The organism is Acidithiobacillus sp. IBUN Pt1247-S3, from assembly GCF_041146875.1.
Taxonomy (GTDB): Bacteria; Pseudomonadota; Gammaproteobacteria; order Acidithiobacillales; family Acidithiobacillaceae; genus Igneacidithiobacillus.
In genome coordinates, this window is the sequence record NZ_JBFRXP010000002.1 from 148376 (window position 1) to 168262 (window position 19887).

Annotated in this window: 23 protein-coding genes; 17 read left to right on the forward strand and 6 right to left on the reverse strand. The window is 55.9% G+C overall.

Annotation, left to right across the window (positions count from 1 at the left end; translation table 11 throughout):
• Nucleotides 1–194 precede the first annotated feature (194 nt).
• The 5 genes from AB4090_RS02660 to AB4090_RS02680 form a co-directional block, all read right to left on the reverse strand.
• On the reverse strand, nucleotides 195–632 hold the full coding sequence (locus AB4090_RS02660) for a hypothetical protein (RefSeq protein WP_369572307.1): 438 nt from the start codon (nucleotides 630–632) through the stop codon (nucleotides 195–197).
• Between the two features lie 277 nt (nucleotides 633–909).
• Nucleotides 910–1458, reverse strand: a complete 549-nt coding sequence (locus tag AB4090_RS02665) for an inclusion body family protein (protein ID WP_369572308.1) — start codon at nucleotides 1456–1458, stop codon at nucleotides 910–912.
• 387 nt (nucleotides 1459–1845) lie between these two features.
• Entirely contained in the window at nucleotides 1846–2190 is a 345-nt protein-coding gene (locus tag AB4090_RS02670; RefSeq protein ID WP_369572309.1) for a hypothetical protein, read from the reverse strand.
• A gap of 395 nt (nucleotides 2191–2585) precedes the next feature.
• Nucleotides 2586–3170, reverse strand: coding sequence for an acyl-homoserine-lactone synthase (locus AB4090_RS02675; RefSeq protein WP_369572310.1), 585 nt, complete (start codon nucleotides 3168–3170; stop codon nucleotides 2586–2588).
• Between the two features lie 87 nt (nucleotides 3171–3257).
• Nucleotides 3258–3638: a DUF4902 domain-containing protein gene (locus tag AB4090_RS02680; protein ID WP_369572311.1), complete on the reverse strand. Its 381-nt coding sequence runs from the start codon at nucleotides 3636–3638 to the stop codon at nucleotides 3258–3260.
• 634 nt (nucleotides 3639–4272) lie between these two features.
• On the opposite strand from AB4090_RS02680, the gene rfbA reads away from it, so the two are divergent.
• From rfbA to rfbB, 4 genes are read left to right on the forward strand one after another with little or no spacing between them, the layout of a single operon-like run.
• Nucleotides 4273–5151: a glucose-1-phosphate thymidylyltransferase RfbA gene (gene rfbA, locus AB4090_RS02685; RefSeq protein WP_369572312.1), complete on the forward strand. Its 879-nt coding sequence runs from the start codon at nucleotides 4273–4275 to the stop codon at nucleotides 5149–5151.
• Nucleotides 5151–5699 carry a dTDP-4-dehydrorhamnose 3,5-epimerase gene (gene rfbC / locus AB4090_RS02690; RefSeq protein WP_369572313.1) on the forward strand — a complete coding sequence of 183 codons (549 nt, stop codon included), beginning with the start codon at nucleotides 5151–5153 and terminating at the stop codon, nucleotides 5697–5699. The genes rfbA and rfbC overlap by 1 nt, the downstream gene beginning before the upstream one ends.
• A 9-nt stretch (nucleotides 5700–5708) precedes the next feature.
• Entirely contained in the window at nucleotides 5709–6590 is an 882-nt protein-coding gene (rfbD, locus tag AB4090_RS02695) for a dTDP-4-dehydrorhamnose reductase (RefSeq protein WP_369572314.1), read from the forward strand.
• A complete protein-coding gene (gene rfbB / locus AB4090_RS02700; RefSeq protein ID WP_369572315.1) occupies nucleotides 6583–7707 on the forward strand; it encodes a dTDP-glucose 4,6-dehydratase in 1125 nt (374 codons plus the stop codon). The genes rfbD and rfbB overlap by 8 nt, the downstream gene beginning before the upstream one ends.
• A 131-nt stretch (nucleotides 7708–7838) precedes the next feature.
• Here rfbB and AB4090_RS02705 read toward each other — a convergent pair whose 3' ends face one another.
• Nucleotides 7839–8393: a YbhB/YbcL family Raf kinase inhibitor-like protein gene (locus AB4090_RS02705; protein ID WP_369572316.1), complete on the reverse strand. Its 555-nt coding sequence runs from the start codon at nucleotides 8391–8393 to the stop codon at nucleotides 7839–7841.
• 195 nt (nucleotides 8394–8588) lie between these two features.
• On the opposite strand from AB4090_RS02705, the gene AB4090_RS02710 reads away from it, so the two are divergent.
• The 13 genes from AB4090_RS02710 to apbC all read left to right on the forward strand — a co-directional run bounded on the left by AB4090_RS02710 (nucleotide 8589) and on the right by apbC (nucleotide 19881).
• Nucleotides 8589–9485, forward strand: a complete 897-nt coding sequence (locus AB4090_RS02710; RefSeq protein ID WP_369572317.1) for a magnesium transporter CorA family protein — start codon at nucleotides 8589–8591, stop codon at nucleotides 9483–9485.
• A complete protein-coding gene (locus AB4090_RS02715; RefSeq protein WP_369572318.1) occupies nucleotides 9482–10417 on the forward strand; it encodes a magnesium transporter CorA family protein in 936 nt (311 codons plus the stop codon). Before AB4090_RS02710 ends, AB4090_RS02715 begins: the two co-directional genes overlap by 4 nt.
• Nucleotides 10408–11364 (forward strand): CorA family divalent cation transporter, encoded by a 957-nt coding sequence (locus tag AB4090_RS02720; RefSeq protein WP_369572319.1) that lies wholly within the window; start codon nucleotides 10408–10410, stop codon nucleotides 11362–11364. Before AB4090_RS02715 ends, AB4090_RS02720 begins: the two co-directional genes overlap by 10 nt.
• Before the next feature lie 9 nt (nucleotides 11365–11373).
• A complete protein-coding gene (locus AB4090_RS02725) occupies nucleotides 11374–12288 on the forward strand; it encodes a CorA family divalent cation transporter (protein WP_369572320.1) in 915 nt (304 codons plus the stop codon).
• A gap of 75 nt (nucleotides 12289–12363) precedes the next feature.
• Nucleotides 12364–12600 carry a 50S ribosomal protein L28 gene (gene rpmB / locus AB4090_RS02730; RefSeq protein WP_369572321.1) on the forward strand — a complete coding sequence of 79 codons (237 nt, stop codon included), beginning with the start codon at nucleotides 12364–12366 and terminating at the stop codon, nucleotides 12598–12600.
• A gap of 10 nt (nucleotides 12601–12610) precedes the next feature.
• Nucleotides 12611–12766, forward strand: a complete 156-nt coding sequence (gene rpmG, locus AB4090_RS02735; RefSeq protein ID WP_308389239.1) for a 50S ribosomal protein L33 — start codon at nucleotides 12611–12613, stop codon at nucleotides 12764–12766.
• A gap of 79 nt (nucleotides 12767–12845) precedes the next feature.
• Nucleotides 12846–13880, forward strand: a complete 1035-nt coding sequence (gene hrcA / locus AB4090_RS02740; protein WP_369572322.1) for a heat-inducible transcriptional repressor HrcA — start codon at nucleotides 12846–12848, stop codon at nucleotides 13878–13880.
• Nucleotides 13881–13935: 55 nt separating this feature from the next.
• Nucleotides 13936–14457 carry a nucleotide exchange factor GrpE gene (gene grpE, locus AB4090_RS02745; protein WP_369572323.1) on the forward strand — a complete coding sequence of 174 codons (522 nt, stop codon included), beginning with the start codon at nucleotides 13936–13938 and terminating at the stop codon, nucleotides 14455–14457.
• 42 nt (nucleotides 14458–14499) lie between these two features.
• Entirely contained in the window at nucleotides 14500–16413 is a 1914-nt protein-coding gene (gene dnaK / locus AB4090_RS02750) for a molecular chaperone DnaK (RefSeq protein WP_369572324.1), read from the forward strand.
• A gap of 66 nt (nucleotides 16414–16479) precedes the next feature.
• Nucleotides 16480–17613, forward strand: a complete 1134-nt coding sequence (gene dnaJ / locus AB4090_RS02755; RefSeq protein WP_369572325.1) for a molecular chaperone DnaJ — start codon at nucleotides 16480–16482, stop codon at nucleotides 17611–17613.
• 1 nt (nucleotide 17614) lies between these two features.
• Complete coding sequence (dapB, locus tag AB4090_RS02760; RefSeq protein ID WP_369572326.1) at nucleotides 17615–18439, forward strand: 4-hydroxy-tetrahydrodipicolinate reductase; 825 nt, start codon at nucleotides 17615–17617, stop codon at nucleotides 18437–18439.
• A 30-nt stretch (nucleotides 18440–18469) separates the two neighbouring features.
• On the forward strand, nucleotides 18470–18775 hold the full coding sequence (locus tag AB4090_RS02765) for an antibiotic biosynthesis monooxygenase (protein ID WP_369572327.1): 306 nt from the start codon (nucleotides 18470–18472) through the stop codon (nucleotides 18773–18775).
• Nucleotides 18776–18804: 29 nt separating this feature from the next.
• The gene (gene apbC / locus AB4090_RS02770) at nucleotides 18805–19881 is read left to right on the forward strand and encodes an iron-sulfur cluster carrier protein ApbC (protein ID WP_369572328.1); all 1077 of its coding nucleotides are present in this window, start codon (nucleotides 18805–18807) and stop codon (nucleotides 19879–19881) included.
• Nucleotides 19882–19887 lie beyond the last annotated feature (6 nt).

Sequence of the window (19887 nt, forward strand, 5' to 3'; positions counted from 1 at the left end):
TACGTTCTGCTGAGTAATGTTTCATCTCGATAATCCACTTTCCGCCCCCACCCTACGCCTGACTCCATTTCAGAGAGGCGACAACTACCCTGACACCGGGGGGACTCCTATTGCTCTCATAGTGAGGAAAACCCCCCACTATGGCACATCCATGCCGTTACGGGGTGGGGATTCCCATCCCATTGCTTACCAGACTACGACGGAATTTTGTCTTGCCCGATCACGAATATCGCGATGCCACGACTAGAGTTGTTTCCGAAGTCCTTGATAGACAAATTGTTTGAACCAGTAGCTTCTTGATCGGGATTGGTGTTGCTTTCCCGGATCAAATTAGTGAATGGAGGATTGCTGCTATATTCCAAGGTTGTAGTTACCTGGACCGTAAGTCCTGTCCCTGCACAATAAAAGTGCATAGTAGCGTTAATAGACGGAGTACTTTGCATAATATAGATGGCGGTGGGGTTCACACTAAAAAAACCATCCTGCTCAAACTCAACGTACCCAGGACCGCTGGCATCCTGAGCTGGAATGGTTGATGGCCATGCATCATCCAAATTTTCGCTATTTACAGAGTCAAGCGTCATCTTGTAGGGAGTGCAGTTATATATTTGAAAAGTCTGGTTAAACGACATTGTGTTTTCTCCTTTAAGTATGGCTGCGGTTTACCATTAAAAACGTACAGAAATGCTTGTTCTCAATATGGTTGTAAACATATCGTTGTTATGACAACAACATAACAGATTAAACCAGTAATGCTAGACAAATAATCATAGCAAAATCCATGGCTTGATGTCACTTCGCGCAACCTGCTCTTCGAAATGATCTGCAATACCATGAAATAAACATTTCTTACAACTGTTATCCTATCAGCCCATCGCCAGATGGCGATGGGCTTGTTGCATAGCAGGCTTACTTGACGCAGATACTCGGATCCCAGTAAAAATATCCGAACAACCTCTGGTTTTCCCCGTCCACTAGCTGATAGAGACCAAACTGGACGTAGAAATTTTCGGTACCCGACTGTTTCACCTTGGAATCGAAACTGGTGAAATTTTGGGGAACATTCAATACCGGTAGCCCGTTGGAAGTGTTCGTATCTGGCTGAGCTGCACCATTGCGCCGCACCAGATTAGGGACAAACTGGTTGAATACGCTATCGCCTTTCCAGTATTTTATGCCATAGACGACAACTGCATCGTCAGAGTTATCGTAAATTGAAACACCGGCGAAGGACACAAGATCACCTGGGAGAGCGGTGAATTGCAGGTCTGCGGTACCCTGATTTACGATCCCGCCACGTGGGTCAGTGCAGATCATGAACTGGCTGTTGTGATCAATACCAGTGGGGTTATTGGGATCCTTGCTGGGATTTTGATAGTGTACCTTGACGTAGTCAGTATCAATGACAATTAGGACGTTTATTTGCTCTGCACTGGATTCAAGTTCTGGAGATGACATATTATCAGATTCCTTTTAGTATGCTTCTGTTCGAGAATTTCCGTTGACACCTGTCCGACGGAGGCAGGTTATACAATGGCTTTCTGTTTACATGGAGCTACAGGCTCTGCAGCATGTAAAGTTTATCATTGGCCTATAATTTATTGGTACCTGACATGTTTAACAGGTGCCCAATCGTCGGTGGGATGATCTCCATTCCGGAGAATGGCGGTAACGGGAAGTGTGCGTTCCCCGTGGGGCACTTCGAATAACGGGATACGAGTTTATTTCATGCTCTGGTAGAGTTTATTATGACAGTGTTCGGTATATGCTCGGCGTACACCCCAACCATCAGCGGCTCGCGCCATTGGCGCGTCCGCTGGATGATTTTGTTAAGCCTAATTGGTATTAGCAAGAACCAATTATTGTTCCAGTATAAATTGCCGACCCGTTAAGATAGACAGTGGCTTTTAATCCGGTAGGGATAAACGCGCCACAGGTGCTGGCACATACTTTCAGTTCCGCACCTACAGGGATAGAAATAGGCGACGTAATGCATATATCTCCATAAATTGGGACGCTAAAGCAGATCTTATTTGTGGACGGATTGTAACTTGCACCGACACAAACAGACATTTTTAATGCTTTTAAATCTTTTAACTGTGCATGCGCAGCTGTTAACTGAGAAGATGGCCCATCAAAACCAGATACGGTAAAATCAGGAACCACGGATTGATTTGTTTCCTTACACATAACATTTCCTCCTCTGTTTGATCGCCGATGAAAGAAGATGAAGAGACTTGCGATCAGAGCCTCTCATCACAACCTAATTATGAAGCCCACAAAACAAAAGTACTGTTCGTGTATTCTTCTAGTTTGCATGTGTTGACTGGTTTTTAGGCATTATTTTCTTGTCTATGCGGAATAAAACGGCAAAGCAAATGACAGAAGCCAACTGCAGCCGTTAGAAATAATATAAGAAAACAAGGAAACTCCACGCTAACAATAATTTCCTGCGATCTTCCATCACTAGGTGCAAGCGCTAAATCAGCTTCTGCTATCACAAAGATTTGGCTTCATAGAAGCCAAAGCCATTAATGCCAGTAAAATAATACTTAAATGCGTTCGTGCGGTATTTGTCGACATTCTTAGCATGTAGAATGTGTATGCCAATTTTGGTTTTTTAGTTCAATCCAACAGGCAAATATTGGGTATCCGTCTATGATCATGGGCGGACCAGCACGATGTGAATTTATTCCGGATCGGGACAATAATCGTTCAACACCTATGGGTGACACCGTGATCAACCGTTTGGCGCCACGCGTGGCTGCACACCCAATAGATTCTTCCAGCAGTTTTCTGGCGACGGGCGAGGAGAACTGCCCCGATCTTGCGCTTTTTTTTTGGACATCTACTGCCGCAAAACGGGACAGTTCCCACACATCCGGGGAGTTAGGCGGCGGCAGTCCGTTGAGCAGTTGCGGAAACACCTCCCCGAGGAGATACGGTTTGGTGGTGGGCAGAAGGCGGGCGCAGCCGATGATGTTGGCGTGATCGTCTTCCGCCATGACATAGACTGTATCCGACCGGTCGAACTGATCTGCTTCTCTGCCACTTTCTGTGCGAAGATCCTCCCACCCCAGGTATTCTACAAACACCTGGTGGCGATATTCCGCCAGCCTCGAGTATTGCCCCTCTGCCAAGCCTTCTGCTGCTCCAGATACCAGTCGCATGACGCCCTCATCAAACAAACTCTGTCGGGGGCTAAATTAGCAGTACTCGAATTCTCGCAACACTGGCAAACCTGTCAGGTTGGCGGATCATTGGTATCTCTGAGTTATGATGCAGTGAACCACCCTCTGCCAGCTCAACGCATTGATGATCTTCTCCAGAATAGCCTCGGTTCTGGCTGGACCCAGATCGACATGCTGGTCATCCACGAACATGATGTTGCTCCGTGGCGCGCTCGTCCGCAGGTAGCGCAGCTCCCCGGACTCGCTGTCTAGCCGCCAGTCCCATCCCACTGTGATCACTGGAGGCTGATCGCTAACCCATTCGGTGTATCCGGCGATGCACGTTTGGGTTGCTCCCAAGGAGTGGTCTTTGTCTTCCTCTTGGTCGAGACCGGAAATCAGGTGAATAAGCGGGGTATTCACCATCTCCTCCGGCGTTATCCGGATATAGCCGTCTTGTGATAGCATCCTGGCTCCCCATGCATGCGGGTGCATTACTGTTTTTCCGTAGCAGTCCATCATAGTTCCCCAACAAGGTAAAACTAGAGGTTATCTGAACTATCATTAGTGTGATAATGTCAACTTTCGCAGGCCGAATGGTCAATTCGGCTACAATTCGTTGCTACCAGAGGCTATCGGAATGGAGACAGCATACCACTCGGAATGCGCAATGGTGTACAGATGGGAGATGAGGGCGAGATAGAGGCGGATAGAATGGGCGGCACGTGGAATGGGTAGCATGGCCGTGAGGAACGAGGAAGGCAGGGAAGGGGGATATCCCGGTAAATGGTTCTACAACGGAAAAAATGGCATTGATTATCAAGGGATATATTTTTTGCGAACATGCCGATTTGTAGAAGTCGTGATTTTGTAAAGCGGTTACGAAACAATGGGTAAGGTCTTACATATTGTTTAGAATGGGGTTCAGGTGGTCGGAGGTTCAAATCCTCTCGCCCCGACCAAAAAGTCTAAAATATCTGTTCCATCGCTCGCCAAGCTAACGATCATTCTGTCTACTCGCTCTAAATACCTAGACGCTGACAACGCAATTGGTTAGCCTTGCGCATCCGCCTCGGGCAGTCTCCGCGAAAGGACGAATCATATGCGCAAAGGCATCATTCTGGCGGGGGGGTCGGGCACGCGCCTGTATCCACTCACCCAGGTACTGAGCAAGCAGCTCATGCCCATCTACGACAAACCTCTCATTTATTATCCGCTGTCTACCCTGATGCTCGCTGGTATCCGGGAGTTTCTGGTGATTTCCACTCCTAACGACCTGCCGCATTTCCAGAAGCTGTTGGGCGATGGTTCGGCCTGGGGGCTAGATTTTCAGTATGCTGAGCAGCCACGCCCCGAGGGGCTGGCGCAGGCATTGATTATTGCCGAAGAGTTTTTGGCGGGGGCGCCTTCGGCACTAATTCTTGGCGATAACCTCTTCTATGGCCACGACCTGAGCGAGGGTCTCCAGGTAGTCAATCACCAATCAACGGGTGCGACAGTCTTTGCCTACCACGTCGCCAACCCGCGTGCCTACGGAGTGGTGGAATTTGATGCCAAGGGGCGGGCGGTGTCACTGGAGGAAAAACCGATCAAGCCGCGTTCCAGCTACGCCGTCACGGGACTGTATTTTTATGACTCGCGGGCCAGCCAGATGGCCCGCGAAATTCAGCCCTCCGCACGTGGCGAATTAGAGATTACGGAGTTGAATGCCCGCTACTTGGCGGCAGGGCAGTTGCAGGTGGAGATTCTCGGGCGTGGCACCGCTTGGCTGGATACGGGCACACACCAAGATTTGCTCAATGCCGGCGAATTTATCCGTACCTTAGAACAACGCCAGGGCCTGAAGGTAGCCTGCCCGGAGGAGATTGCTTGGCGCATGGGCTATATTGACGAAGAACAAATACGTCGCCTGGCGGAGCCGCTGCGCAAAAGTGGTTACGGCGAGTATCTCTTGCGCTGCCTGGAACTGGAGGAACGCTAATGGAATTGCAACGCTTGGCCATCCCCGAGGTCTGTCTGCTGACGCCTCGGGTCTTTGGCGATGCGCGCGGGTTTTTTCTGGAGAGCTGGAATCGCAAGACCTTTGCCGATCTCGGCTTGGATTTGGACTTTGTGCAGGACAACCACTCGCGCTCGGCGTCTGGGGTCTTGCGTGGCCTGCATTATCAAATCCAGCAGGCGCAGGGCAAACTGGTGCGGGTGGTAGAAGGGGAAGTCTTTGACGTGGCGGTGGACCTGCGCCAGAGCTCGCCAACTTTTGGCTGTTGGGTAGGCGCGACGCTGTCTGCCGAAAACCATCAGATGCTCTGGGTACCGCCAGGCTTTGCCCACGGCTTTGTGGTACTGAGCAAGTTTGCCCAGTTCCTCTACAAAACCACGGACTATTACCTGCCCGCTGCCGAGCGTTGCCTGCTTTGGAATGACCCGGCCCTGGGCATCGACTGGCCGATGCCGGTGGGAGAGGCGCCCCTGCTGGCGGCGAAGGATGCGGCCGGCCTGCCACTCGCGCAATGCGAATGTTTTGCGTGAGGAGGTAACATGCGCCAGGTTTGTATCCTGGGGGCAGGCGGGCAGTTGGGACAGGAGTTGCAGCGTCGCTGTCCGGCGGGAGTTAGCTTGCATGCTATTGATCGTGTCGCTGCCGATCTTACCCAGCCGGCGCAGATTCGCGCAGTGCTCGAGCGCCTGCAGCCCGACATCATCATCAACGCGGCTGCCTATACGGCGGTGGATCGTGCCGAGTCCGAGCCGGAGCTCGCCCATGCCGTTAACGCGGGAGCGCCCAGAGTGCTGGCGGAATGGGCACAAGGGCATGCTGCGCGCCTGCTGCAAGTATCGACGGACTTTGTCTTTGACGGCAGCCAGGGACGGCCCTATACCCCCGCCGATCCCATCGCCCCGCTGGGAGTCTATGGCGCAAGCAAGGCGGCGGGGGAAGAAAACATCCGTAACACACTTGGTGAAACCGCGCTCATCCTGCGCACCGCTTGGGTGTATAGCCAGTTTGGCAACAATTTTGTCAAGACCATGCTGCGCTTGATGGCGGAGCGCGAGAGTCTTTCCGTAGTGGGCGACCAGATCGGTACTCCCACCTGGGCGGGTGGCCTAGCAGCGGCCCTCTGGCGGGCTGTAGAGCAGCCAGAGTTTACCGGCACGCAGCACTGGACCGATGCCGGGGTAGCGTCTTGGTACGATTTTGCCGTGGCAATTCAGGAAGAGGGGCTGCAACATGGCCTGCTGGCGCGGCAAATCCCCATCCAGATGATTCCCGCTACAGCCTATCCCACGCCCGCCCAGCGCCCGGCCTGCGCGGTGTTGGATAAAACGGGCAGCTACGCGGCCTTAGGGGCAGCGCCGCACTGGCGCGTGCAGTTGCGACAGATGATGAGCGAATGGCAAGAAGGAATACACAATGGTTGAAAAATTGGCAGCGGCAAAGATGCGGCTTTTGGTGACCGGGGGCGCGGGCTTTATTGGTGCCAATTTCTGTCATTACTGGCGCTGTCGCTATCCCCAAGGCACGCTCGTAGTACTTGATGCCCTGACCTACGCTGGTAACCGCGCCAGCCTCTCGTCCCTAGAAGGGCAGGCTTGTACCTTTGTCGCCGGTGACATCAACGACACGCCCTTGGTTGAGAAACTGCTGCAGGAGCACGAGCTCAATACCATCGTGCATTTTGCCGCCGAGAGTCATGTCGATCGCTCCATTCACGATCCTGACGCCTTTCTGAACACCAACATCCTTGGCACCCATAGCCTGTTGCGCGCGGCGCGCAAGCAATGGCTGGACGGGCCGCAGGGAGTGATTCCGCATCGCTTTCACCACATTTCTACTGACGAGGTCTACGGCACCCTGGGGCCGCAAGATCCGGCGTTTCGGGAAGATACTCCCTATGCCCCCAACTCGCCTTATGCGGCGAGCAAGGCAGCTTCCGACCATCTCGTGCGTGCCTACCAGCACACCTACGGCCTGTGTACGACGACCAGTAACTGCTCCAACAACTATGGGCCGTATCACTTCCCGGAAAAGCTGATTCCCCTGGTCATTCTCAATATTTTGCATGGCCGCCCCTTGCCCATCTACGGTGACGGCCAGCAGATCCGTGACTGGCTCTTTGTCGAGGACCACTGTCAGGGGATTGCCCTGATTCTGGAGCAGGGCGTAGAGGGGGAGAACTACAACATTGGCGGCCACAATGAATGGGCGAACCTCGACATCGTGCGCTTGATTTGCCGTTTACTGGATGAAGCCTTTGCCGCAGACGCAACGCTAGCAGAACGCTACCCGCATGCCGCGCCCTCACAGGGAAAGCCAGCCGAGAGCCTGATTAGCTACGTTAAGGACCGTCCCGGTCATGACCGCCGCTATGCCATCGACGCCAGTAAGATTGGGCGTGAGCTGGGCTACACGCCGCAACACAGTTTTGAAGAGGGGATTCGCAAGACGGTGGACTGGTACCTGCAGAACACCGGCTGGTGGCAGCCCCTGCTCGGCGAACAGTATGCACAGTGGGTACAGAAGCAGTACGCGAGCTGAGGGTCGAGCCACTTATATTTTTCGCCACAGTAATCTGGTTCCATCATTGGGGCAGAGGGAAGGGCAAGCATAGTCTCCCCCGCCTAGGCCAAGCGGGAAAGCGGGTACGATGCGTTAGTGGAGCTGCTCGGTTATTGAGCCGGCTTGTCCGTATCCAACGCAAAATGCCCACTAAATTCGGCCCGATCAATCACATGGCCTAGGGGGTGAAACTCCACAGCTTGTGGATCGTCTGCTGGCGGTGGGGCGATATCGCCGGGATCGCGCTGCTTCCGCAGTTTTTCCTTGACCGCTGCCCAGCTTGCCCCTTCTGCAAGACCCAGGCTCGGCAAATCACAGGCCAGCAGGTGGAAGTCATAATACTGCAGCTCATGGTCGGGCGAAGCGACCGGAGGATGGTAGCTACTTGCGCCAAAATCATTTTTCCCCGTTTGGGCACCTTCGGGGATGGGCCCACCCTCGGGAATGCCGGAAGCTCTTGGCGGAATATCGTAGACCAGCCAGTGTACGCGTTGGCTGGCTGTGCCGCTGCGGTGCTCCATGAGCAATATCAGGCTCTTGGTGTGCTCCGGCAGATGCAGCCAACTAATGGGTGGGATCATGCCCTCGCCGGGCTGGGCAAAACGCTGGGGAATCCAGTCTTCTGGGTCGATACCGGTGCTGAATACTTTCATTTCGGCCGTCATCGTTATCTCCTTTGCTTTGGATGAAGGTACAGAAATAACCCTTTTTTTAGTGTAGACGATGCGTGTTGGTTCTGCGTCCCGCGCAGCAGGGCTTGGGCGGCCTGTTGCGGCTGCAGTACCGGAATCCCCGCCGCAGCTTCCACTGCCATCGCCGCCTGTGCTATAAACTCGCCGAATCGGCAGGGGTGACGACGTATGGCGAGTACGATCCTGAGAGACGCCGGGAGTGGCGTGGAACAACTCTGGTTTCACCAGCATGCGCCGAGCGTGGGGGCGTTGGATGCGCTGCTGCACAAACTTGATCTGCCCGACGATCTCTTTGAAGACCTTTTGATACCGGAGCAAAGCCCGCGTCTGGAGCGGGTGGGCTCTTTCCTCCTGCTGGTCATGCAGTTTCCCTGGCGCAGTGATGGCTCTGAAGGGGAGTGTGTGCTGCGCCCGTTCGCCTTGCTTTGGGGGGAGGGTCGTCTGTGGAGCTTTGCGGAAGTCGAGTGGCCCTTTCTTGGGCAATGGAACGCGCGCAAATTTGAAGACCCGCGCCAAACTCTGATCTGGATCTTGCAGGTTCTTGCATCGAGCTACCAGCACACGGTGGAACGACTGCGACGCGAGATTCTCGAAGTGGAGTCGCGTCTGGATGAAACGCAGCGCACCGAGGATTTTTATGAGCTACTGGCCGTGAGCAAGGCGCTCACCCGTTTTTATGTGACTCTGGCGAGCAACATCGTGGCAGTGTTCAAGGTCTCACGCAGTGCGGCGCTGCGCTGGGGGGATGAAAACCGCTCGGCGCTGAACCGCGCCATTGCCGACCTGCAGCACGCCCGCGATCGCGCCGAGATTAGTGCCAATACCGCGAATGACATGATGGACGCTTATGCTGGCATGGTGCAGATCAACATCAATCACGGCCTGAAAGTGCTGACCGTGATTGCCCTCGTTCTCTATGTGCCCAGCCTGGTTGCTACCGTTTTTGGCGTCAACGTGCCGCTATTGGAGCAAAGGAGTCACTGGACCGTGTGGGTGGCGATAGGTGTTGCCTTTCTGATTTCGATTGCCATGACCCTGCACTTCAAGCGTCGAGGATGGTTATGAAGAGTATGCGTGCAGCTCGCGTTATCGCCATTCGCGGCGAAGGACGCCGAACTTATCACTGGACCAGTGTTGTGGCTCCCGACGCCCAGCAGGTTGCCGAGCTTACCCAGCGTTTCCAGATTTACGAAGAATTCTTTCAGGATGTTCAGGACCTTGATGAACGCCCACGTCTGGAAAAAGAGGCCAACAACATCCTCGTGATCCTGAAGATTCCGGTCGCGCGCAGCGATCCGGATTCCGGTCGCCCGAGCTTTGCCGTGATCCCTCTAGGGATCGTTTTTGGCCGTGAGGAAATCCTGACCGTGAGTTCGGAAGAGTTGCCGCTGCTGCGCGCCATTGAGGCACAACTGTCGCAAGAAACCGACGAGCTCGACCCACGCTGGCTGACGGTGGAAATGATCCAGCGCATGGCACGCGCCTTTCTCGATGCCCTGCGGGTAATCAATGGCGAAATCGTCCATACCGAAGCGCGTCTGCATGACTCGCAGAGCAACGACGAATTCTTCAGTATGCTCAGCCTCAGCAAGATCCTCATCCGATTTACTTCGGCCCTGCGCGGTGACATCTCCGTTTTGCAACAACTGTTGCGCTTGCCGGTCATTACCCAGGATGAAGAGGACTCCGAAGACCTCGCCGATGCCCTGATCGACCTGCAGCAGGCACGCGACATGACGGAAATTTACACCTCCACCATCACCAACATGATGGACGCCTATGGTGGCGTGCTGCAGACCAACATCAGCAATACCCTGAAAGTGATCACCGGCTGGACGGTGATCATCGCCATTCCCGCTACTGTGGCCACTATTTACGGCATGAATGTACCCTTACCCATACAGAATTGGCCGTATGCCTGGCCAACACTCATGGGCGGGGGATTTTTTGTCTCCCTGCTCACGGTGCTGTGGTTTCGGAGTCGTCATTGGATCTGAACCCGTGGCTCTGGACGCGCTGGCGTACCCCTGCCGCGATGCCGGCGACAGTACCAGTGCGCGGTGCTTTTATTCTCGGCGCCGATGCGCAGGAGGGCTGGCGCGGTTATGCACAGGCCCTGGGCCTCTCTCCAGCCTGGTTTGTCGCGCCGCGCGCCGATGAACTGCTGGCCACTTACGGCGCGCGCCTGGAACAGCCGAGCAGTGGCGTGTGGCACCTGCATCTGCCCTACGTCTACGATTTGGCGGATGCCGAGCAGGGCGAGGAGCGCCTGATGGAGTCTGTGTTAGGGGTCATTGTTGGGCCGCAGAGCCTGTGGGTGCTTTCCCCCGGCGAAGGGCTGGAAGCAGTCTATCATGACGTAGAAGAAATGAGCGATCCGGATAGCCGTGAACAAGCCTTGTTACGCATGGTGTTGGTAGCTATCCACAGCCATGATATGGGCGCGCAACGGATCGTACAGCGACTCAAAGAGCTGCGCACGGCTTTGCGGAAGTCGATGACGAATCGTGAGTTGCGGGAAATCGTCAAACTCAATCGCAGTATGGGAGATCTGGTCGTGTCCTTGCGGGATCTCGGTCATACCTTACGCACTTGGCTCTGGGAGCTGGAAGAAACTGATCAGCTGCTGCCCATTGTCGAGGAATTGCAGGCCGAACTGCGGCGAGTAGAAGATGGCGTCACGCTGGTCTGGGAACGCTATACCTCGGTAACCAATTGTTACACCGGTATTGTACAGAACAATTCCCACTCGGTGATGAAGGTGATGACTCTGTGGCTGGCGCTATTGATGATCCCCATTGCCCTAATCATGCCCTTTCATATGGAAACCCATCTGCCCTTGGGGCACTGGCACTTCACTTGGTATTTTCTGCTCGCCTACGGCTTTGGTGCGTCCCTGTTTATGGCGTGGTGGGGACGGCGTCATGGCTTCTTCGACATCTGAGGGGACGGCATGCTAGAGCGAGTTCTAGGCGCCTTTCTTACCGGCAATGGTCGCAGCCGCGACTGGTTGCAGCTTCTTGCTCCCAGTGATGAAGAGCTAGAGCAGGCTGCTGCCAGTCTTGGGGTTCCCGAACCCTTCTTGCGGCGGCGTTTGGAAGATAAACCGGCGCGCCCCTTCGTACGCGAACACGGCTTTTTAGCCCTGCAATTTACCGTCCCGCACCACCATGCGCCGCATTCCAGTACCTTTGATTTGCTGCCCCTGACCGTGATTCTGGTACCTGGATATCTCGTTACCCTGAGCCAGGAGCCAGTGCGATTTCTAGACGAGCTGCTCGATCCTGCGGCACCACGCAAGCGCTGGGAGCTGGTCTTGCAAATCATTCACGAAATCGCTCGCCGCTACGTGCGCATGTCCCGCGACGTAGGACAGGAATTGGGGCAGATCGAGAAGGAGCTGCGTCGGGCACAACGGGTGAACATTATTTATCAGGCACTGGAGGTTAATGATCGCTTGCTCGACCTTGACCTGGGCCTTTTGCAACTGGAGCATTTGCTGGAAGAACTGCGTCCGTGGTTACCGAAAGACTCGGCGGATTTTCAGGAGTACTACGAAGACAGCCGCATCGAGCTGCGTCAGGCGCGCGAGCAGGTCGACACCGAGCAAGAAACCATCAACAGTCTGCTCAACGCCTACACTTACGTGGTGAACAACAACGTCAACAATATCTTCAAGTTCATGGCCGCCCTAATTATTTTGGCGACTATCCCACTCTTTATTCCTGGCGCCGCAGCCATGAATGTCCCCTTGGGACCGCTTCCGGATTCCCACTCTGCCTTCTACCTGATCACTGGTGGTCTGATTCTAGTGGAAGTTACCACGGGATTAATTTTCTACCGTATTGGCTGGCTGCGGCTGCGCTAAGGACGCGCTCCACCAGTAGCATTCCCCCGTCAAATCATGGTATAAAGCGCCTCTTTTCTGTGGGGGATAGTGGTTATGTCCAGAGTTTGCAAGGTTACGGGCAAGAAGCCCATGGCAGGGAACAATGTCTCCCATGCCAACAACAAGACGCGTCGGCGCTTTCTGCCGAATCTGCAATACAAGCGCTTTTGGGTCGCGAGCGAGAATCGTTGGGTACGGCTGCGGATCAGCACCCAGGCGATTCGTACCATCGACAAGAAGGGCATCGATGCGGTCCTGGCGGATCTGCGTGCTGCTGGCGAGAAGATCTGAGGACTGAACAATGCGTGACAAGATCAAGTTGGTTTCTACCGCGGGCACCGGGCACTTCTACACCACTACCAAGAATAAGAAGAACACCCCGGACAAGCTCGAGTTCGTCAAGTACGATCCCAAGGCGCGCAAGCACGTTGCCTATCGGGAAGACAAAATCAAGTAATTCTCTGGTCTCTTGGCACTCTCTGCGCTAGAGTGCCAAGAAGACGCCCGGAGTGGGCGTGTCCTGGAGGCAACACAAAATGGATGCGCGTGCCCGTCATTTACTGAAATCGCTTATTGAGCAGCACATCAGCAGCGGCCAGCCTGTGGGCAGCCGGCAGCTGGCGCGTGATGCCGGCTTGGCTATCAGTCCGGCCACTGTGCGCAACGTGATTGCCGATCTCGAAGATGAAGGTTACGTCATCTCGCCGCATACCTCGGCGGGGCGTATCCCCACGTCCAGCGGCTACCGATTTTTTGTTGACTCTCTCATCCATGTGGCACCGTTGTCTGGGTCTGCGCAGCGCGTGCTACTGCAACGCATCGGCGCGCGCGTGCCCGATGCCGAAGAGGTGTTGCATGCCGCCACCGAGGCCCTCTCGGAGATGACGCGCATGGTCGGCTTCATCCGCGTGCCCAAACGAGCGACGCAGACCTTGCGTCATGTCGATTTTATTGCCTTGCGCGAGCGTGAGGTCTTGGCCATCTTCGTTACCGACAAAGGCGAGGTCGAAAACCGCCTGATTCGCGTCGAGACGCCCTTGAGCGCTGCGGCGCTAACCCAGGCCGCGAATCGTTTCAATGCCAGTTATGGTGGACGTCCCCTGCAAGAGGTGATGGCTTTGCTCGACGAGGACCTGCGCCAGTCGCGGGCGGAGATGGACCATATCCTGCGCAATGCCATGGAGTTGGGCAAGGAGATGCTGGCGGCCGATCAGGAGCGCATGCTCATCGAGGGCGAATTACAACTGCTCGATTTGCCCGATTTTGCCGTCAATGAACGCTTGCGTGAGTTGCTTTCAGTGGTGCGGCAGAAGCGCGAGCTGGTCATGCTCCTTGATCAGAGTATGCGTGGCAGTGATGTGCGTCTCTTTATTGGCGGCGAGTCCGGTTTCGCGCCCTTGAGCGACTTCACCCTGATCTCTGCCCCCTACCAGATTGACGGCGAGCCGGTGGGGGTGATTGGCGTGCTCGGCCCCATGCGCATGCCTTATCAGGATATCATTCCCTTGGTAGATGGCACCGCACGTCTGCTCGGGCAGGCCCTTTCCCACAGCGAAATGATCTCCTCTTGAAATGGCAGCGGGTCCACCCCATCTAAGGGTTGGACGAAGCTTGAGGAAGTACCCAATGAGTGAAACAGAACAGCATCCACAGGCCACGGAGGCGCCAGCAGAAGAGGGTGCCGCGCTTGCAGAAACCGATTGGCAGGCACAGGCAGAGAAGTTCCGTAACGACTATTTGCGTTCCCTGGCCGACATGGAAAACCTGCGCAAACGCATGGAAAAGCAGATGGAAGATGCGCGCAACTATGCCGTCGAACGCTTTGCCCGCGAGTTGCTGCCAGTTGCCGATAGCCTGGAGATGGCCTTGGCAACGCCCAATGGCGAGGACGAGGCAATGACGCAGTTCCGCCAGGGAATTGAGAATACCTTGAATCTCTTTGTCGGTGCCCTGGGCAAGGCCGGGGTGCGGCCAGTGGAAGTTGAAAACGGCCGCTTTGACCCCAATCTGCATCAAGCGATTGCCATGGTAGAAGGTGAGGGTGAGCCGAACCGCGTTCTGGCAGTACACCAGAAAGGATATTTGATTCACGACCGTTTGTTGCGGCCCAGCATGGTGTCGGTCTCCAAGGCCGCCAAGCCGCAGTAACGATCGCGGGTATTGCAAATTTAACTTGTAGGAGATGGAATAATGGCTAAAGTTATTGGTATCGATTTGGGAACCACCAATTCCTGCGTCGCCGTCATGGAAGGTGACAAGGTCAAGGTGATCGAGAATAGTGAAGGTAAGCGCACTACGCCTTCCATTATCGCCTTCAGCGAAGACGGCGAAGTTCTGGTTGGCGAGTCCGCCAAGCGCCAGGCGGTGACCAACCCGGAAAACACCATCTACGAGGTCAAGCGCCTGATCGGTCGCAAGTTTGATGATGCAGAAGTGCAGAAAGACATGAAGCACGTCCCCTATAAAATCGTCAAATCCGATAATGGCGATGCCTGGGTAGAGGCGCGTGGCAAGAGCTATTCGCCGCAGCAGATTTCTGCTTATATTTTGCAGAAGATGAAAAAGACTGCCGAAGATTATCTCGGCGAGACGGTTACTGAGGTGGTGATTACCGTGCCCGCGTACTTCAACGACGCGCAGCGCCAGGCAACCAAGGATGCCGGTCGCATCGCCGGCCTGGAAGTAAAGCGCATCATTAACGAACCAACGGCAGCGGCCTTGGCTTTTGGTGAAGACAAAAACCCCGGCGACAGCAAAATTGCAGTCTATGATCTGGGTGGTGGCACCTTCGACGTGTCCATCATCGAAATTGCCGAAATGGACGGCGAGCATCAATTTGAAGTGCTCTCCACTAACGGTGATACCTTCCTCGGTGGCGGTGACTTTGATAACCGCATCATCAATTATCTGGCAGATTCCTTCAAAGCCGAGGCGGGGATTGACCTGCGCAGCGATCGTTTGGCCATGCAGCGTCTGAAGGAAGCAGCAGAGAAGGCAAAGATCGAGCTTTCCTCGTCCGCGCAGACCGACGTCAACTTGCCCTTTATCACTGCCGATCAGTCTGGTCCCAAGCATCTCAACATGAAACTGACCCGGGCCAAGCTGGAGTCCTTGGTGGAAGACCTGATCGATCGCAGCATGGCACCGTGCAAGGTGGCTATGACGGATGCCGCGCTCAGTTCCAGCCAGATTTCCGATGTGATTCTCGTGGGTGGACAGACCCGCATGCCCAAAGTGCAGGACAAGGTCAAGGAGTTCTTTGGCAAGGAGCCGCGTAAGGACGTCAACCCCGACGAGGCAGTGGCGATTGGTGCTGCAGTCCAGGGTGCTGTGCTTTCCGGTGACAAAAAAGATGTGTTGCTGATGGACGTTACGCCCTTGTCTCTCGGTATCGAGACCCTGGGTGGGGTAATGACGAAGCTGATCGAAAAGAACACCACGATTCCTACGCGTAAGTCGCAGGTTTTTTCGACCGCCGAAGATAATCAGTCGGCAGTGACGGTGCATGTGTTACAGGGCGAGCGGGAACTGGCACGCGACAACAAGTCTCTGGCGCGCTTTGATCTGACGGATATCCGTCCGGCGCCACGTGGTATGCCGCAGGTCGAGGTCACCTTCGACATCGACGCCAACGGCATCCTGCATGTCTCGGCCAAGGATAAGGAGACCAACAAGGAGCAGTCGATCAAGATTACCGCCAGCTCTGGTCTTTCCGAGGCAGAGATTCAGCGCATGATCAAGGAGGCCGAGGCCAACGCTGCCGACGACAAGAAGGCGCGTGCCCTGATCGAGGCGCGCAATGAGGCAGATGGCAGCGTGCATGGGGCGCGCAAGGCCCTTGGCGAACATACGTCGGCTCCGGCAGAGGTTCGCAGTAAGGTGGAAGGCGCTGTTAGCGCCGTGGAAGCGGCGGTGAAGGGCGAGGACCCCGAGGCGATCAAGGCGGCGGTTGCCACCCTGATGACCTCTATGTCAGAGCTCCTGCAGCACGCCTCCCCGGCCGGGCAAGCTGGGCCTGGTGATGCTGCGGGCGCTGGTGGTGCGGATCATGCCAAAGACGATGATGTGGTCGAAGCCGAGTTCGAGGAAGTCGACAAGAAGTAAGGCCGCGATCACCCCAGGAGGGCAGGGAAGCATCCCTGCCCTTGCCTGTTTCTGGAAATGGATGCGATGAGCAAACGCGATTACTACGAAATTCTGGAAGTCACCCGCACGGTGGATGACGGTGAGCTGAAAAAGTCTTACCGACGCTTGGCGATGCGTTATCACCCCGATCGCAACCCTGACGACCACACAGCGGAAGAGCGCTTCAAGGAACTCAGCGAAGCGTATGAGGTTTTGTCCGACCCGCAAAAGCGTCGCGCCTACGACCAGTTTGGTCACGCCGGTGTGCAGGGTGGTGGCGGAGGAGGTGCTGGCTTTGGTGGTTTCGGTGGAGCTGGCGGTTTTGGCGATATTTTTGGCGATATTTTCGAGCAATTCAGCCGCGGCGGCTTTGGCTTTCAGCAAGACGCCGGTCGCGGCAGCGACTTACGCTATCGCCTTGATCTGAGTCTGGAGGAAGCGGCGGCCGGCAAGACCGTTGAACTTGACATCCCCAGTTCGGTGGCCTGTGAGTCCTGCCATGGCACAGGGGCGGAAGCGGGGACTGATGTCGAGGACTGCCGTACTTGTGGCGGGCATGGACAAGTGCGTATGGCACAAGGTTTCTTCTCGGTTACACGCCCCTGCCCCAACTGCGGGGGAAGTGGCAAGGTGGTCAAGAATCCCTGCAAAACCTGCAAGGGCCAGGGACGAGTCAAGAAAAATCGGCAGGTAGAGGTCAAGATCCCCGCGGGTGTGGATACCGGAGATCGCATTCGCCTGAGCGGTGAGGGCGAGGCTGGTGAGCGCGGCGCATCACCCGGCGATTTGTATGTCGAGATCCAGGTGCGACCGCACAATCTCTTTGAGCGCGATGGTGATAACCTGCATTGCGCCGTGCCGGTAAGCTTTACTACCCTGGCTCTTGGCGGCGAACTCGAGGTTCCCACCCTGAGTGGTCGCGCCAAGATCCAGATTCCTGCTGGCACCCAGTCGGGTAAGGTTTTTCTGCTGCGCGGCAAGGGCATCCAAGGGGTGCGCAGCCGCATGACCGGTGATCTCCATTGTCGAGTACAGGTAGAGGTGCCCGTCAAACTCTCCGAACGGCAACGGGAACTCTTACAGGAATTCGCCGCCGAAACCGGAGAGGCGGCGCAGCATCCGCAGCAGGAGAGTTGGTGGGCCAAGGCCAAGGATTTTTTTGAGCGTATAGGGAGTTGAGATGACGATTCGCGTAGCGTTGGCCGCGGCAGCCGGCAAAATGGGCAAGGCGATTGTTGCCGCGCTGAGCGAGCAGTCCGATTTGCAACTGGTTGCCGCTCTGGGGCGCCCCGGGGCGTCTGCGCTCGGCGAAGATGTCGGTCGTCTCGCGGGGCTTGCGGAACTGGGCGTCCCGCTGTCTGCGCAACTGGCTGAGGCCCTGGCGCAGGCTGACGTCCTGATCGACTTCAGCCCGGCCGATGCCGCCCTCTGCCACCTACGTGCGGCGGCGCAAGTCCAGCGACCGGTGGTCTTGGGCAGCACCGGGTTCAGCGCCGATCAGCAAATGGAGTTGCAGGAATTGAGTCGCCAGATTCCTTTGCTTGCTGCACCCAACATGAGTGTGGGCATCAATGTCCTGCTGGCTCTCTTGCCGCGGGTGGTTGCCAGCATGGGCGAGGACTATGACATCGAGATCATCGAGGCGCATCATAGTCAAAAGCGCGATGCCCCATCGGGCACGGCCCTCGCCTTGGGACGCGCTGCGGCTGCGGGGCGCAATGCCGAGCTTGATGAGCTCGCCTGTTGGGATCGCAACGGTGTCTCCGGACCGCGCGGCAAGGGTAGCATCGGTTTTGCTACCCTGCGTGCCGCCGATGTGGTCGGCGAGCATAGTGTTTGGCTGGCTGGTGCCGGGGAGCGTCTGGAGCTTACCCATCGCGCCAGTAGCCGCCGCAATTTTGCTGAAGGCGCGTTGCGCGCGGCACGTTGGGTGCACGGGCGAGCGCCTGGTCTCTATGACATGCAAGACGTTCTTGGTCTGCACAGCGTAGCTGCCGTAGAATGACTGTATTAGCACAATCTTTTGGAGGCGACGATGCAATATGTAGTAGCCAACCGGGTGCCCGTAAAGCCAGATTTTCATAGCGAATTTGAAGAACGTTTCCGCAAGCGCGCCGGCGAGGTGGAAAAACAAGCGGGTTTTGTACGTATGGAGATCCTGCGTCCGGTCGACGATAACGGCGTCTATGTCGTGCTCACCCATTGGGCAGACAAGGCGGCCTTTGACTCCTGGTTGCGTAGTGATGACTTCAAGGCGGTACACAAAAATCCCTTGCCCAAGGAGGCCTTTGGTGAGGGCGGCGGGCTGGAGCAGCACGAGGTTATTATTGCCGCCGGCTGAGCCCGGGGCGAACGGAGAAGGCAATTGCCATGGCAGAGTTAGAAAAGCAGCAGGTAGAGCAGGCCCTGAGCAGCATTCACGACCCCTATCTCGGCAAGGATCTTGCCGCTGCCGGGGTCTTGAAAGCGGTGGAGGGGCAGCGCATACGGATTGAATTGCCCTATCCGGCGCAGGGTATCGCTGGCAAGTTTGGCGAAGAGATCGCGACAGCCGTCCAGAAAGTTACCGGCGTAAAAGCCGATGTTGAGGTGCAGCAGAATATTCGCACACATCAGGCGCAGCGTGGCGTCAAACTGCTGGATGGCATCAAAAACATCATCGCCGTTGCCTCGGGTAAGGGTGGCGTTGGCAAATCCACCACCTCCGTCAACCTGGCCTTGGCCCTCGCGCAAGAAGGCGCCACGGTAGGGATATTGGACGCCGACATTTATGGCCCCAGTCAGCCGCGCATGCTGGGCATCGAAGGCAAGCCGACCAGTAAGGATGGAAAAAAGATGGAGCCCATGGAGGGGCACGGCATCAAGGCCATGTCCATCGGCTTCCTGATCGATGAGGAAACCCCTATGGTCTGGCGTGGCCCGATGGTTATGCAGGCCCTGGAGCAACTGCTTTCGGACACTCGCTGGGGCGAACTTGACTACCTCGTCATCGACTTGCCGCCAGGCACCGGCGATACCCAGCTCACCCTGGCGCAAAAGGTGCCGGTCTCTGGTGCTGTCATCGTCACCACGCCACAGGATATCGCCCTTCTGGATGCCCGCAAGGGTTTGAAAATGTTTGAGAAGGTCGGTGTTCCCATCCTTGGCGTCATCGAGAATATGAGCTTCTACATTTGTCCCAAATGTGGCAATGAAGATGACATCTTTGGCCATGGCGGTGGTGCGGCGATGGCCGAGCAGTATGGGGTGGAGTTCCTGGGTGCGGTGCCCCTTGATCGTCGCATCCGCGATGAGGCCGATAATGGCGCGCCGACCGTGGTGGCCGCGCCGGACTCTCAGCTGGCCAAGATCTATCGCGAACTGGCACGGCATGTGGCTGGCCGCATTGCCTTGCAGGCAGTGGACCACAGCCGCAAATTCCCCAAGATTGTGATCGAGAACCGCTAGGAGCTG

Bases quoted from the DNA above. Each gene is read 5' to 3' on its own strand.
- AB4090_RS02710 (WP_369572317.1), top strand. From the start codon at position 8,589: ATGGCGAGTACGATCCTGAGAGACGCCGGGAGTGGCGTGGAACAACTC.
- dapB (WP_369572326.1), top strand. From the start codon at position 17,615: ATGACGATTCGCGTAGCGTTGGCCGCGGCAGCCGGCAAAATGGGCAAG.
- AB4090_RS02675 (WP_369572310.1), bottom strand. From the start codon at position 3,170: ATGCGACTGGTATCTGGAGCAGCAGAAGGCTTGGCAGAGGGGCAATAC.
- hrcA (WP_369572322.1), top strand. From the start codon at position 12,846: ATGGATGCGCGTGCCCGTCATTTACTGAAATCGCTTATTGAGCAGCAC.
- rpmB (WP_369572321.1), top strand. From the start codon at position 12,364: ATGTCCAGAGTTTGCAAGGTTACGGGCAAGAAGCCCATGGCAGGGAAC.
- AB4090_RS02670 (WP_369572309.1), bottom strand. From the start codon at position 2,190: ATGTGTAAGGAAACAAATCAATCCGTGGTTCCTGATTTTACCGTATCT.
- rfbB (WP_369572315.1), top strand. From the start codon at position 6,583: ATGGTTGAAAAATTGGCAGCGGCAAAGATGCGGCTTTTGGTGACCGGG.
- apbC (WP_369572328.1), top strand. From the start codon at position 18,805: ATGGCAGAGTTAGAAAAGCAGCAGGTAGAGCAGGCCCTGAGCAGCATT.
- AB4090_RS02715 (WP_369572318.1), top strand. From the start codon at position 9,482: ATGAAGAGTATGCGTGCAGCTCGCGTTATCGCCATTCGCGGCGAAGGA.
- rfbC (WP_369572313.1), top strand. From the start codon at position 5,151: ATGGAATTGCAACGCTTGGCCATCCCCGAGGTCTGTCTGCTGACGCCT.
- AB4090_RS02660 (WP_369572307.1), bottom strand. From the start codon at position 632: ATGTCGTTTAACCAGACTTTTCAAATATATAACTGCACTCCCTACAAG.
- AB4090_RS02765 (WP_369572327.1), top strand. From the start codon at position 18,470: ATGCAATATGTAGTAGCCAACCGGGTGCCCGTAAAGCCAGATTTTCAT.
- rfbA (WP_369572312.1), top strand. From the start codon at position 4,273: ATGCGCAAAGGCATCATTCTGGCGGGGGGGTCGGGCACGCGCCTGTAT.
- dnaK (WP_369572324.1), top strand. From the start codon at position 14,500: ATGGCTAAAGTTATTGGTATCGATTTGGGAACCACCAATTCCTGCGTC.
- AB4090_RS02725 (WP_369572320.1), top strand. From the start codon at position 11,374: ATGCTAGAGCGAGTTCTAGGCGCCTTTCTTACCGGCAATGGTCGCAGC.
- AB4090_RS02680 (WP_369572311.1), bottom strand. From the start codon at position 3,638: ATGCTATCACAAGACGGCTATATCCGGATAACGCCGGAGGAGATGGTG.
- rfbD (WP_369572314.1), top strand. From the start codon at position 5,709: ATGCGCCAGGTTTGTATCCTGGGGGCAGGCGGGCAGTTGGGACAGGAG.
- rpmG (WP_308389239.1), top strand. From the start codon at position 12,611: ATGCGTGACAAGATCAAGTTGGTTTCTACCGCGGGCACCGGGCACTTC.
- AB4090_RS02705 (WP_369572316.1), bottom strand. From the start codon at position 8,393: ATGACGGCCGAAATGAAAGTATTCAGCACCGGTATCGACCCAGAAGAC.
- grpE (WP_369572323.1), top strand. From the start codon at position 13,936: ATGAGTGAAACAGAACAGCATCCACAGGCCACGGAGGCGCCAGCAGAA.
- dnaJ (WP_369572325.1), top strand. From the start codon at position 16,480: ATGAGCAAACGCGATTACTACGAAATTCTGGAAGTCACCCGCACGGTG.
- AB4090_RS02665 (WP_369572308.1), bottom strand. From the start codon at position 1,458: ATGTCATCTCCAGAACTTGAATCCAGTGCAGAGCAAATAAACGTCCTA.